Origin of the sequence: Thalassotalea euphylliae (assembly GCF_003390335.1) — a bacterium.
Classification (GTDB): Bacteria; Pseudomonadota; Gammaproteobacteria; order Enterobacterales; family Alteromonadaceae; genus Thalassotalea_F; species Thalassotalea_F euphylliae_B.
The window spans coordinates 2,372,395-2,385,335 of sequence record NZ_QUOU01000001.1 but is presented as its reverse complement, the minus strand read 5'-3'; the positions used below and the strand labels follow the sequence as shown (position 1 = coordinate 2,385,335).

The window sequence follows — 12,941 nt, the reverse complement described above, 5'->3', positions numbered from 1 at the left end:
ATCTAGCTTTACATATAGTTCAAGTATGGCTTTTGGCTAAGCGCCACCAAGCATTACTTGCAGCTGCTTCAAAATCGCCAGTTCATCGGCAGTAAGCTGCGGCTTGTCTTGACAACGGGGATCTGTTTTTTGGATAACGTCGATCATTGGCCGGGTGATCGGAATGGGATCACAGCCATGACCCGTCTCACAAATAAGATCAAATTCTGGCTTAGCTTTTTGATGGCAATCTAAGCAATTACCACCAAATTTGTTTTTTACATCATCAAAGCCACGTGCAGTAAATTTATTACCTTGGGCCGAAACGGCTAATTCAACAAATTCCCAATCGTTAGTTGATGGATTCGTACCTTTCGGGTGTTTCACCATCACTTCTCCCGGAATAAGTTGAACGACAGAACCCGCTGGATAGGTGCCTTGGCCTTGCTCTGCAACCTTTACTGTGTCTTTTAATTTTGCCGGCATTAAGTTGTCGACAAAAAAGCCTCGCACTGGGGTCATCTCTGCCAAACAATTAAAACTCGTTTCATCAAAGCTCAGTTTAGAGCCTGCCTTAGCATTTTGCCCTTTATGACCGTCATTATGATCGGCAAGCACCGTCATTGGAGTCATGAGTAGTGAGCCAAGCAGTGTCAAGGTACCCAGTTTTATTGTGCTTAACTTTCTTGTGTTTAGCTTGCTTGTATAGCTTTTCAACATTAGATGAAATGTGTGCCCGAATTTCATACCGTTTCCTTTTAATTTAGTTTTTGAAGGCGTGTTAAAGCTTAACCATTAACTTGCCTTGATTACCGCCAGTAAAGAAGAGATTAAGGCCACTAATCGCTGCTGGTAACCCTTCGAGTACATGAGCGCGATATTTAATTTTCCCTTGCATGACATAAGGGGTGAGCTTAGCCAACAAGGCGGGAATGTCACCGTAATGATCTGGCATAGTGAAGCCCTGAATCGTCAATCGCTTTTTAATGACTTGGATCCAATTAGGGCCAAGATCAGGAACCGCTTTCGCGTAATCAGCGATCAAGCCACATACTGCGATGCGACCATGAGCATTCATTCGGTTAAACACGGCGTGTTGGATCGGTCCCCCCGTATTTTCAAAATAGACATCAACACCTTTTGGCGCTAAAGCCGCCAATTTAGCGTCGAGATCATCAGTTTTGTAATTAATTGCACCATCGAAGCCCAACTCATTGGTGATCCACTCGGCTTTTTCATCACTGCCAACCACACCAATTACGTTCAGGCCATCAGCTTTCGCCAATTGACCTACAATTGAACCAACAGAGCCGGCTGCGCCTGATACCACAATGGTTTCACCAGCTTTAGGCTTACCCACTTCAAATAACCCTTGGGTTGCAGTCATACCGGGCAATGCGAAGATAGATAAAACCGCTTCATCGGGTAAGTCATTTTGGACTTTGTTAAGGCCTTGGCCGTCAGTTTTGAGCATCTCAGTCCAGCCCAATAAGCCCATAACGCGATCGCCCACTTGAAAATCTGGGTGCTTTGACTCTATCACTTTACCGATACCGCTACTGCGCATCACATCGCCCAAGGCAACTGGCGGAATATAGCTTTCTGTATCTGGGCTCATCCAGCCAAACATGGCAGGGTCTAGTGACATATGCGTTTGCTGTACTAGCAACTCACCTTGAGCTAATGCAGGGCGCGCTAGTGTGACGATGTCAAACAATTCATCGGTAATAGGACCACCCGTTGGCCGTGCGATTAATTTAATCGCTGTGTATTCTTGTGCTGTCTCGTTCATATTATTTCCTTGTTTTTTCTGTGTTTGCTAAATCTAGGCAAACTGTGTTCTAGCAAGCTATGCCACTAATGCAGAAATAGGCTGTATTTTTTCAATCGCTTGTGTATTGATAAATTCATGGAAGCCATCTGCTAATTGCTCGCTTTGGCTTAACACTTGATGCCAAACTTTGATGCGGGTTTGACTATCAAGCTCGGTAAAATCTTTACGATCAGGTATCTTTTTCAGTGGCAATGACGCGACAAAAGCATCAGTAGGACAAATCACAACAATGTTGTCGTAATTACACTCGCGAACGGGGCGAGCTAAACTTTTATCAAACCAACCAGCGCGTAACGTTTGGCTAAAATGGGGATAAAGCACTAAGCCCGGGTTGTGAATTTTGATATCAAAGTGATAATCGACTATGCCACCATCGCGATACATGCCAGGTGGGCAGTCAGGTATATCGGCTATGCCGGCCATCACTATCGGAATAGAGCCTGAGGCAAGCAACGCTTGCTTTAAATTATCCGGTGTTAAGTAAGTAATATGAGTGGCGAACTCATCAGGGTCACTAATGGTCATATCACTACTGGCTGGTTGAAAAATATAGCGCTCATATTGACTGCGCAGCAGCTGGCGATTGACACGGTTTCTAACAAAACTGCTAACCAGACCTACACCTTGTGCGAGTTTGTTTTCACTGGCGACAAAGCCATTTGATTTTGCAACAACAAAGTGTGCTTTTCGTATGGGGTTATTAATAATTTCATGAACGCCATGCTCGCCAAGCACATTATCTAATAGCACGCGGCCTTTTTCGGTTATTTCGCCGGGGGTTGGCTTTTGCGAGTCATAAACGGTATTTGCGTAATCGGTTGCCAAGCGGGTAATTGCGGCAACAGGGTCTGACTGGCCAAAACAGGCAGCTCTAAATGCACCAGCACTTGAGCCCATGATATTTAACGGTGAATTCCTGTCTTTAAAAAATTCACCAAATAAGTATTTGTCTAACCCAAATAGTGTAAACCATTTGGGGCCGCCACTAGCACCTAAAAATCCCGAAAAAAGTGCGGCATTAAAGCCTTCACTTTGAATTGTTTTTAGGGCGCTGGCACCAGCGTATATTTGAATCATATTACTCCACGGTGGTAACTGGTTAACCCACCGCTAAGCGAGAGCGGTAGGTGATTGTTCGGTTGCTAAGCAGCCTCACTTTTTGCCGACGAACCTGCGGTGTTATTTGCGGCAAGCACACGCAGCTCTTTTCTTAAAATTTTACCGACGTTCGATTTAGGCATTTCATCAATGAAGACGATTTCTTTAGGCACTTTGTATTTGGTTAAATTTTCGCGCGCATGGGCAATCAGTGAATCTTGTGTTAAATCCGCTTGTTTTTTCACGATATAAATACGAATTTTCTCACCAGTTGCTGCACATGGGATACCGATAGCCGCAGCTTCTAACACGCCCTCATGCGTTGCCATCACTTCCTCTAGCTCATTTGGATAAACGTTAAAGCCAGACACGATAATCATATCTTTTTTACGATCAACAATGCGGAAATAACCATTTTCATCCATGGTGGCGATATCACCTGTTTTGAACCAACCATCTTCAATGGCTTCTGCGGTCGCATCGGGGCGATTTAAATAGCCTTTCATTACTTGCGGGCCTTTGACCCATAGCTCGCCTGGCTCTTCGATACCGACATCAACACCTTGCTCATCCACTAGGCGGATCTCAGTTGATGCCGCGGGTAACCCGATAGAGCCATTAAATTCCGTTTGATCGTAAGGACTGATCGTTACCATCGGACAGCATTCTGTAAGGCCGTAGCCTTCGAGTAGCCTCACGCCTGTGATATCTTGCCATTTTTCGGCAACCGGACGCTGAACGGCCATGCCACCGCCAAGCGCGGTCTTTAAACCCGAAAAATCAAGTTTTTCAAAACCAGGCGTATGAATAAGGCCATTAAACAAGGTATTAACGCCTGTAATTGCGGTAAAGCGATATTTGCTTAATTCTTTAACAAATCCTGGCATGTCTTTCGGGTTGGTAATTAACAAATTCGTGCCGCCGTACGCAATAAAACACAAGCAATTCGCGTTGAGGGCGAAGATATGATAGAGCGGTAGGGCAGTCACCATAATTTCCTGATTTACCTCAAACACAGGATTGGTCATGGCTTTTGATTGCTCTAAGTTGGCGACCATATTGCGATGCGTAATCATCACCCCTTTAGAGGGGCCAGTTGTACCGCCAGTGTATTGCAAGAAGGCAAGATCAGTTGGCTTTATGTCTACCGAAGTGTATGTGGCATTTTGTCCTGCTGAAATCACTTGGTTAAACTTCACTGATTGAGGCAGGTGATATTTGGGCACCATTTTTTTGATGTGCTTAACAACCGCATTAACCATAAAGCCCTTTAAGCCACCTAGACGATCACCAAGGCCGGTGACAATAACGTGTTTGACTTTTGTGTTATCAATCACTTCTGCAAGTGTATGGGCAAAGTTTTCAATAATTAGAATACCTTTAGTGTCTGAGTCAGCTAGTAGGTGCTCTAATTCTCGTGCCGTGTACAAGGGGTTAACATTTACCACGGTTAAGCCCGCCAATAAGGCACCAAACAGGGCGACTGGGTACTGTAAGCAATTTGGCATCATAATCGCGAATTTGTCGCCAGGCTGAAAATGCCATTGAGTTTGTAAATAAGCGGCAAAGGCACGTGCCTGTTCGGCTAATTCTTGGTAGGTGATACTGGCATCCATGTTAATGAATGCCGTGTTGTTCTGGTATTTGCTGGTGTAAGTTTCAAACATTTCCACCAACGAAGAATATTTGTCAGGATCGATTTCAAACGGCACCCCAGTCGGGTAGCTTTTTTCTAGCCACACTTTTTCCATTGCTTATCCTCTATCAAACGATTGTTGTAATTTTTATTTGTTTTTATTTTTGTAATTATTTTTTAAAGCTTTTTAGAACTTGTACTGTTGTTTTTCGCTATTCGCTGTCAGCTATATGTTGTTAGTTAACAGTTTTACCAGATGTCACTACCAGCGTTGGCTTACATATAGTTAGCTGGAAATTGAAAACACTACCTAAAACGCATTTTTTATCACTATTAACGCTAAATTCTAGATGCTTAGGTTTCTGGCTAACATGCCATTTTATAGCATGTTAGCCAGCGTACATTTGCAACTAGACAGTGTCAACATTGTAAGCCTTTACTGATGTGATGAGAATTGACTTATGCTGTGTAGACTAAAGGTTTTCTATAACACCTCAAATAGTCCTGCAGCTCCTTGTCCACCGCCAATACACATAGTCACAACCACGTATTTAACACCACGGCGTTTGCCTTCCAGTAACGCATGCATTACCAAACGGGCACCACTCATACCGTAAGGGTGACCAATTGAAATCGCGCCGCCGTTAACATTGAGTTTTTCTTTATCAATACCCAAGTAATCGGCGCAGTAAAGCACTTGTACAGCGAAGGCCTCATTAAGCTCCCAAAGGCCAATATCATCAATCGTTAGCCCATGGCGCTCGAGTAATTTAGGAATGGCATAAATTGGCCCAATGCCCATTTCATCAGGCTCACAGCCCGCTATTGCCATGCCGCGATAAGCACCAAGTGGCGCTAAACCTTTTTGCTCAGCAACTGACTTTTCCATTAACACTAGGGCAGCTGCGCCATCAGAAAGCTGTGACGCATTGCCGCCGGTAATACAACCACCTTCTTTAACGGTTCTAACTTGTGAGAGGCCAGCCAAGGTGGTGTCAGGACGGTTGCCTTCATCTTGGCTTAACGTCACTGCTTGTTTGCTAATCTCGCCCGTTTCTTTGTCTTGAACGAGTTTGGTGGTAGTGACTGGTACAATTTCGTCAGCAAATAAATTATTGGCTTGCGCTGCTGCGGTGCGCTGCTGAGAAAGTAGGGCGTATTCGTCTTGTGCTTGACGAGAAATATCGTAACGTTTAGCGACGACTTCTGCGGTATCTAGCATTGGCATGTAAATCGCTGGTGCATATTCTTTAACTTGTTCATCAACGGCGCGATGCATATTCATATGCTCATTTTGTACTAAGGTAATGGACTCACAACCGCCAGCCACGACCACATTCGCGCCATCGCCAACGATATGGTTAGCGGCGCTCGCAACGGCCATTAAGCCAGAGGCACATTGGCGATCGATAGTCATCCCGGGCACAGAGACAGGCAGTTTAGCAGCCATTGCGGCTTGACGCCCAAAGTTCATACCTTGGCTACCCTGCTGCATAGCGGCACCAAAAATACAATCGTCAACTTCATCACCGCTAATATTTACTTTGTCTAGTGCGGCATTAATGGCAATCGCAGCAAGTGAAGGTGAAGTCAAATCGTTAAAAGCACCGCGATAAGCTTTGGCAATTGGGGTTCGAGCAACTGAAACGATGACAGCTTCTCTAGCATTTGATGTCATACTTATCTCCTTAAAAAGTGTGTGGTCAGCATGTAAAGTCGGCTTGTAAAATTAATAGCAAATCGCATTAGCTAAGTAGCCGCTAGCTAGGCTGCATTGCTGCCATGGCTTTCGTTAGAAACTTCTCTGATTGCTTAACACCTGATTCAAGTGCCTGTTGCTGCTCAGTTGCACTAACCGCTTGCCATTGCTCGCGAATCGCTTCGGGCGATTGCTGCTCTGGCGATAAGAAAATACCGTCTGTTTCGTAAATCGTGGCAGTAGCATAGCCACCAGCACCGGCAGATAAAATGGTGCGATTAGGCGCATCGTCATCACACAACGTCAGTAGTCCCGGCGTAACATATTCGGGCGCCAACATGCCTAAAATATTTTCCGGCATTAGGTCTTCTGTCATTCGCGTACCAGCTGTTGGTGCAAGGGCGTTGACGCGAATATCGTGTTTAGCGCCTTCTAGCACTAACGTGTTCATTAAACCCAGTACAGCCATTTTCGCGGCGCCATAGTTTGATTGCCCAAAGTTGCCATACATGCCACTTGACGAGGTGGTCATCACAATACGACCATAGTTTTGCGCGCGCATAATATCCCATACGGCTTTGGTACAATTTACTGAGCCCATAAGGTGCACATCCATGACAAGCTTAAAGTCGTCTAATGTCATTTTGGCGAATGATTTATCGCGCAAAATGCCGGCGTTGTTCACCAGAATATCGACGCGTCCCCACTTATCCATGGCTTGTTGCACCATGTCTTGCACCTGAGCAAAATCTGCGACATTGGCACCATGGCTCATTGCTTCGCCGCCTGCAGCAATAATTTCTTGTACAACTTGCTCAGATGCCGCAAGCGATTCACCGCTACCATCGCGTGCACCACCTAAGTCATTAACCACCACTTTTGCCCCGCGTTTAGCAAGGGCTAGGGCGTGTGACTTGCCTAAACCGTTGCCAGCTCCGGTGACGATAGCGACTTTACCGTTAAATTCTATGTTCATTGTGTAAATCCTTGTTTATTCTTTTAATCTTGATTCTGTAAATTCGGCACGTTTTAGCGCAAGATGCTACTTCACTAGTTGAATGCCCACCCATTCAGCGATGAGTGCTGGCGTATCAACGCCCTCTATTTCTACAGAAACGTCTGTTTTTACGCGATATTGGCCAGGTTTAGTTTCATCAATGCTGACGATGGTTGCATGTGCTCGAATGTTGCTGCCAACTTTTACCGGCTGAAGGAAGCGAATTTTATCGAACCCTGAGTTAATGCCCATGTATGCGCCTTCAATGGTGATGCTATATTGTTCAGCAAAGTGAGAAAGCAAAGATAGTGTAAGAAAGCCGTGAGCTATCGTGGTGCCAAACGGTGTGTTTTTGGCTTTTTCAGGATCAACGTGGATAAATTGATGATCTAAGGTGCAATCCGCAAATTGATCAATCTGCGCTTGTGTGACTTGGTGCCATTGGGTTGGCTGGGCTTTGTAGCCAATGTAGTTACTTAGTTCTGCTTTTGATACGACTTTAGGTGCTGCTTGGTGTTCAGCTGTTTGAGCACTCGCTGCTAAAATAGCTTCATTTTGAGTTGTCATCTGAATTCCTTATCGAAAAGTTTATTATTATGCGGATTGGTGTTAGAACCAGCTGGTTTGCATTTGATAGCAAGTATCATCAAGTGCGTTCAGTAAGCTCGCCCATTGTTCAATTTGCACTAGCTCGTAGCGATAAAAATATTGCGCGGCTTGCAATTTACCTTGATAAAACTGTTGCTCACTTTCGTGAGCTGTGTTGGGTAGCGCAAGGGTTGCAACTTTTGCTTGTTTTAACCACAACCAAGCCACCACAACATGGCCAAACATGGATAAGTAATGCACTGAATTTGCAAGCACTTGATCAATGCTTTCATGATGTTCATTGCGGCTGTTACCCATAGCAGTTAACAATTTATCAGTCGTTTGATTTAACGTTGTCATTGCCTTGGTCAATCGTTGACAGAATTCACTCAGCGTATCGAGATTGCTAGCGTCTTTGACCGTGTTAGTCATTTCGGTCATCAGCGCTTGATAGCCTTGCATCCCTCCCATAGGCACTTTGCGCGCCAGTAAATCAAGCGATTGAATACCTGTTGTTCCTTCGTGAATCGGGTTAAGGCGGTTATCGCGGTAGAACATTTCAATCGGGTGTTCATTAACATAACCAGCACCCCCTAATACTTGAATGGCAAAGTCATTTGCTTTGGTGCCATATTCAGAGGGCCAGGTTTTAATCACAGGGGTGAGTAAATCAAGCAGTGTATGTGCGTAACTGCGCTGCTCTTTGGTGTTTGCTGTTTTTTCATCATCAGACAGTTGGCTACCAAGCAGGACTAACGCCAATGCACCTTCAGCATAAGCTTTTTGCGCTAAGAGCATACGTTTTACATCTGCGTGTTCAATAATATTAACAGGCGGCGATAGTGGGTCTTTACACGAAGGAAGGCGGCCTTGTGGGCGATTTTTCGCGTATTCTAGCGAATATTGATAGCCACCCATGGCAAGGGCTGCACCGCTGGTGCCAACCATAATTCGCGCTTCATTCATCATGTGAAACATATAGGCTAAGCCGTGATTTTCTTCGCCGACTAAGTAACCAATTGCGCCACCTTGCTCACCAAAACTCAGTGCCGTAGAGGTCTGCGCACGGCCCCCCATTTTGTGGAACAAGCCAGCAAGGGCGACATCGTTTTTCGCCCCTAAGCTGCCATCGTCATTGACCAGATACTTGGGGACGACAAATAGTGAAATGCCTTTTACTCCCTTGGGTGCGCCTTTGACTCGTGCGAGCACAAGGTGCACGATATTGTCACTGAGGTTATGATCGCCACCTGAGATATAAATTTTATTGCCCGTGATCCGGTATGTGCCATCATCAGCTTTGACAGCACTCGTGGTTAAGTCGGCAAGCCCCGAGCCTGCATCGGGTTCAGTCATGGCCATCGTGCCAGCAAAGCGCCCTTCACGCAGTGGCTTAACCCATTTTTCAATTAGCGCATCACTGCCGTGTGCTTGCAGTAAATTGGCGTTAGCTGTGGTTAACATGCTGTAACCAAGTGCGGTTCCCCCAGCAATGGTGAGATAAACCCCGGCGATATTGGCGACAATTGGCGGTAATTGCATGCCATTGAACTCATAGTCAGCGGTTGCTGATGGCATGCCAGACTCATTCAGGGCATCAAGCGCAGGTTTGAGCTCAGGTATAATATGAACTTTTTCACCGTCGAACGTCGGTTGTTGATTATCGAGCGTATGGCGCAATGGTAAAAAGTGTTTTTCGGCAACATTTCGAGCCGTTTGGATCACTTCCTTGAAGGTAGTGCGGTCGTGATCTTGATAACGCTCACGCTCAAAAAGAGCATCTGTATCAAATAGTTCGTAAAGTAGAAAATCGATTTCACGCTCGTTAAGCATTTTGTTGTTCATTATCTTTCCCCCAAATCATTCGTCGCTGGGCATATCGAATCAATAAGCGAGCACAAGTACTAAACTTGTGCTCGCTGTTTTTTACATGGCGGTTACACCGCCATCGATAGCGATAGTTTGACCTGTCATATAGGTATTGGCCGGTGATAGCATCAATAACATGGTCGCAACAACTTCTTGTGGCTCAGCTAGGCGCTTCATTGGTGCGCCGCGCGCCATCTTTTTGCGATCATCATCATCTGACATATCTGTCACCATATTGGTCAGGGTGAAGAAGGGGCAAGCGGCGTTGACGCGAATGCCAAAACGTCCGTATTCAACCGCGGCGGTTTTTGTCAGGCCGATAACGGCGTGTTTAGCCGCTGCATATGAAGCGACACCCGGCGCGCCGCCAAGGCCAGCTAAAGAGCTAACATTTAGCACCACGCCGCCACCTTGGTTGAGCATTAACGGAATTTGATGTTTCATGCCAAACTGCACGCCTTTAACATTGACGGCGAACTGTTTATCCATGGTTTCTTCATCTGTTTGATGCAAAGGCGCTACCGCTGGTGCAATACCGGCGTTATTGACTGCAATATCAAGTCGGCCAAATTTATCGATAGCCAGTTGCGCTAGGCTTTGGCAATAGCTGTCTTGCGAAACGTCACCCGCAAGTGATGCTACAGCATAACCTTTGTCGATAAACTGTTGCTCGGTGGTTTTTAATTCGGCTGCTTTAATATCACCAATGACAATATTGGCGCCACGGCTGGCGAGGGCATCTGCCAATAAGTTTCCTAGACCTTGAGAAGCACCAGTGACCAATACGGTTTTTCCGGTGAAATCTAACATAGCGTCCATTTTGTGCTCCTTGTGCTGTACCTGTTGTTAGTCATAATTTTGTTTGTATTGTTAGGTTGTTATTTTTATTTTTGTTTACTGTGTTCTTAGTTATTTCCTGCTATTCGCGGGTAACACCAAGCGCCATTTGCGCTAGCGGTTTAACTAAAGCGCCGAGGTTCATTGCGTTCTTGTTTGACGCATTACCTAAAGTAGCTCGTTTAGCGACTCCTTGAACAATGGCGGCTAAACGGAAAAAGCTAAATGCCAAGTAAAACGGCCAGTTTTCAATGCCTGAAATGTTCATCCGTTGGCAATAGCGCTCTACATATTCGCGTTCACTTGGTATGCCGAGGCTCGCTCTGTCGACATTTGCCAAACCGTCTACGCCGCCCATACCACGGGGGAGTCTCAGTTGCATACATTGATAAGCAAGATCAGCAAAAGGGTGACCTAAGGTTGACAGCTCCCAATCCAGCACTGCGAGAATTTGGGCGGAGTTGGGGGCAAACATCATATTGTCGAGGCGATAATCACCGTGCACTAGCGCAACACGGCCATCATCAGCAGGTAAGTGCTGCGCGAGCCAGTCGTAGAGCATATCCATTTCCTCAATGCGCTCTAGCTCTGTCGCACGATACTGTTCAATCCAACGGGATAATTGACGCTCAAAATAATTACCCGGCTTACCGTAATCCCCTAAACCAATGTCGTTAACATTAACTCGATGAATTGCGGCCAGTGTTTTGTTCATCGCATCGTACATGGCGGCGCGTTGTTCATTGCTCGTGACTTTATTCAGCGCGGGATCCCAATGAATATCGCCATCAATAAATTCCATTAAATAGAACATTTCACCGAGCACGCTCGTGTCTGTGCACAGGTGATAGGGCTTAGCAACGGGTACATCTGTGCCATACAGTGATTTGATCACGCGATATTCGCGATCTACAGCATGTGCAGATTTTAACAACTTGCCTGGTGGCTGCTTGCGCAACACATAAGCACGCTCGGGCGTAGTGACTTTAAAGGTTGGATTGGATTGACCACCATCGAATTTTGCGAGTGTGATCGGTCCGTTAAAGTCACTAAGCTGGCTTGCTAAATATTCGGATAAAACCTGCTCGTTTAATTGATCAACTTCTTTCATATAACTTCCTAGTTGCCGATGCTATTTACAACGCGTGTTTAGCGGCTAAATTGCGACCGAGTTGCATCATATGCACCTGATCAGGACCATCGGCGAGTCGCAAGGTGCGCTGACCTGCGTACATATGAGCTAAGAAAGTATCTTGTGAAACCCCTTGGGCACCGTGAATTTGAATCGCTCTGTCTAACACGTCAAGTGCCATATTCGGCGCGACAATCTTAATCATTGCAATCAAATCTTGTGCGGCTTTATTGCCAGCGATATCCATTTTTTGTGCGGCTTTTAAGGTCAGTAATCGCGCTTGCTCGACTTGGCATGCTGATGTCGCGATATCTTCGCGGATAGATTGGAGTTTACTCATTGGCTGACCAAACACCGTACGTTCGTTGACGCGCTTACACATCATCTCTAAGGCGCGCTGCGCTGCACCAACTGAGCGCATACAGTGATGAATGCGGCCTGGCCCTAATCGTCCTTGGGCAATTTCGAAACCGCGTCCTTCACCAGCGATCATATTTTCAGCAGGTACGCGCACGTTATCAAAAATCACTTCTGCGTGGCCTTCAGGGGCATCGTTATAGCCAAACACTTTCATTGGTCGAACGATAGTGACGCCAGGTGTGTTGACTGGTACTAAGATTTGCGACTGTTGAACATAGCGGTTTTCGTTGGTTGGGTCGGTTTTACCCATGACGATCATAATCTGGCATTGCTTGCGGCACGCGCCACTGATATAGAATTTTTTACCCGTAATAACGTATTCGTCACCATCGCGTTCAATTAAGGTTTCAATGTTCGTCGCATCCGATGACGCAACATCTGGCTCTGTCATCGCAAATGCAGAGCGAATTTCACCAGCAAGTAGTGGCATCAACCAGCGTTTTTGTTGCGCTTCGCTGCCGTATTTGGCAAGTACTTCCATGTTGCCCGTATCTGGCGCTGCGCAGTTAAATACCTCTGGCGCCCAGAATACCTTGCCCATTTCTTCCGCTAATGGCGCATACTCTAAGTTAGTTAACCCCGCACTAAAGTCGCCGTAGGCAATTGGCAGGAATAAATTCCACAGTCCCTGTGCTTTTGCTTGAACTTTTAATTCTTCCATTAATGGCGGCGTTGACCATTGATGTTCCGCGATTTGCTTATTCATCAAATCTTCATTTGGATAAATAAATTCATCCATAAAGGCACGAAGCTGGCTAAGTAGGCCTTCGACTTTTTCTGAGTATTCAAAATTCATTATCTTCTCCCAACGCGTGGTTACATTTGTTTTTATTGATAGTTAAGCTTCGACTT

General features: G+C 45.7%; 11 protein-coding genes. All 11 read right to left on the bottom strand.

Going from position 1 to position 12,941, the window contains the following annotated elements:
• Positions 1-36 precede the first annotated feature (36 nt).
• The 11 genes from DXX93_RS10465 to DXX93_RS10415 all read right to left on the bottom strand — a co-directional run bounded on the left by DXX93_RS10465 (position 37) and on the right by DXX93_RS10415 (position 12,885).
• A complete protein-coding gene (locus DXX93_RS10465; protein ID WP_147302675.1) occupies positions 37-612 on the bottom strand; it encodes a hypothetical protein in 576 nt (191 codons plus the stop codon).
• 148 nt (positions 613-760) lie between these two features.
• Positions 761-1,771 (bottom strand): NADP-dependent oxidoreductase, encoded by a 1,011-nt coding sequence (locus DXX93_RS10460; RefSeq protein WP_116008052.1) that lies wholly within the window; start codon positions 1,769-1,771, stop codon positions 761-763.
• Between the two features lie 57 nt (positions 1,772-1,828).
• The gene (locus DXX93_RS10455) at positions 1,829-2,890 is read right to left on the bottom strand and encodes a patatin-like phospholipase family protein (protein WP_116008051.1); all 1,062 of its coding nucleotides are present in this window, start codon (positions 2,888-2,890) and stop codon (positions 1,829-1,831) included.
• Between the two features lie 65 nt (positions 2,891-2,955).
• Positions 2,956-4,662: an AMP-binding protein gene (locus tag DXX93_RS10450; RefSeq protein WP_116008050.1), complete on the bottom strand. Its 1,707-nt coding sequence runs from the start codon at positions 4,660-4,662 to the stop codon at positions 2,956-2,958.
• A 369-nt stretch (positions 4,663-5,031) separates the two neighbouring features.
• The gene (locus DXX93_RS10445) at positions 5,032-6,225 is read right to left on the bottom strand and encodes an acetyl-CoA C-acyltransferase (protein ID WP_116008049.1); all 1,194 of its coding nucleotides are present in this window, start codon (positions 6,223-6,225) and stop codon (positions 5,032-5,034) included.
• An 82-nt stretch (positions 6,226-6,307) separates the two neighbouring features.
• Entirely contained in the window at positions 6,308-7,222 is a 915-nt protein-coding gene (locus DXX93_RS10440; protein WP_116008048.1) for an SDR family oxidoreductase, read from the bottom strand.
• 66 nt (positions 7,223-7,288) lie between these two features.
• Positions 7,289-7,810, bottom strand: coding sequence for a MaoC family dehydratase (locus tag DXX93_RS10435; RefSeq protein ID WP_116008047.1), 522 nt, complete (start codon positions 7,808-7,810; stop codon positions 7,289-7,291).
• A 42-nt stretch (positions 7,811-7,852) separates the two neighbouring features.
• Entirely contained in the window at positions 7,853-9,676 is a 1,824-nt protein-coding gene (locus DXX93_RS10430) for an acyl-CoA dehydrogenase (RefSeq protein WP_116008046.1), read from the bottom strand.
• A gap of 81 nt (positions 9,677-9,757) precedes the next feature.
• Positions 9,758-10,519 carry an SDR family NAD(P)-dependent oxidoreductase gene (locus DXX93_RS10425; protein WP_116008045.1) on the bottom strand — a complete coding sequence of 254 codons (762 nt, stop codon included), beginning with the start codon at positions 10,517-10,519 and terminating at the stop codon, positions 9,758-9,760.
• A gap of 100 nt (positions 10,520-10,619) precedes the next feature.
• The gene (locus DXX93_RS10420; RefSeq protein WP_116008044.1) at positions 10,620-11,648 is read right to left on the bottom strand and encodes a phosphotransferase family protein; all 1,029 of its coding nucleotides are present in this window, start codon (positions 11,646-11,648) and stop codon (positions 10,620-10,622) included.
• Positions 11,649-11,673: 25 nt separating this feature from the next.
• Positions 11,674-12,885, bottom strand: a complete 1,212-nt coding sequence (locus DXX93_RS10415) for an acyl-CoA dehydrogenase family protein (protein ID WP_116008043.1) — start codon at positions 12,883-12,885, stop codon at positions 11,674-11,676.
• Between the last annotated feature and the right edge of the window lie 56 nt (positions 12,886-12,941).

Bases quoted from the DNA above. Each gene is read 5' to 3' on its own strand.
- DXX93_RS10445 (WP_116008049.1), bottom strand. From the start codon at position 6,225: ATGACATCAAATGCTAGAGAAGCTGTCATCGTTTCAGTTGCTCGAACC.
- DXX93_RS10450 (WP_116008050.1), bottom strand. From the start codon at position 4,662: ATGGAAAAAGTGTGGCTAGAAAAAAGCTACCCGACTGGGGTGCCGTTT.
- DXX93_RS10465 (WP_147302675.1), bottom strand. From the start codon at position 612: ATGACTCCAATGACGGTGCTTGCCGATCATAATGACGGTCATAAAGGG.
- DXX93_RS10440 (WP_116008048.1), bottom strand. From the start codon at position 7,222: ATGAACATAGAATTTAACGGTAAAGTCGCTATCGTCACCGGAGCTGGC.
- DXX93_RS10430 (WP_116008046.1), bottom strand. From the start codon at position 9,676: ATGAACAACAAAATGCTTAACGAGCGTGAAATCGATTTTCTACTTTAC.
- DXX93_RS10435 (WP_116008047.1), bottom strand. From the start codon at position 7,810: ATGACAACTCAAAATGAAGCTATTTTAGCAGCGAGTGCTCAAACAGCT.
- DXX93_RS10455 (WP_116008051.1), bottom strand. From the start codon at position 2,890: ATGATTCAAATATACGCTGGTGCCAGCGCCCTAAAAACAATTCAAAGT.
- DXX93_RS10460 (WP_116008052.1), bottom strand. From the start codon at position 1,771: ATGAACGAGACAGCACAAGAATACACAGCGATTAAATTAATCGCACGG.
- DXX93_RS10420 (WP_116008044.1), bottom strand. From the start codon at position 11,648: ATGAAAGAAGTTGATCAATTAAACGAGCAGGTTTTATCCGAATATTTA.
- DXX93_RS10425 (WP_116008045.1), bottom strand. From the start codon at position 10,519: ATGGACGCTATGTTAGATTTCACCGGAAAAACCGTATTGGTCACTGGT.
- DXX93_RS10415 (WP_116008043.1), bottom strand. From the start codon at position 12,885: ATGAATTTTGAATACTCAGAAAAAGTCGAAGGCCTACTTAGCCAGCTT.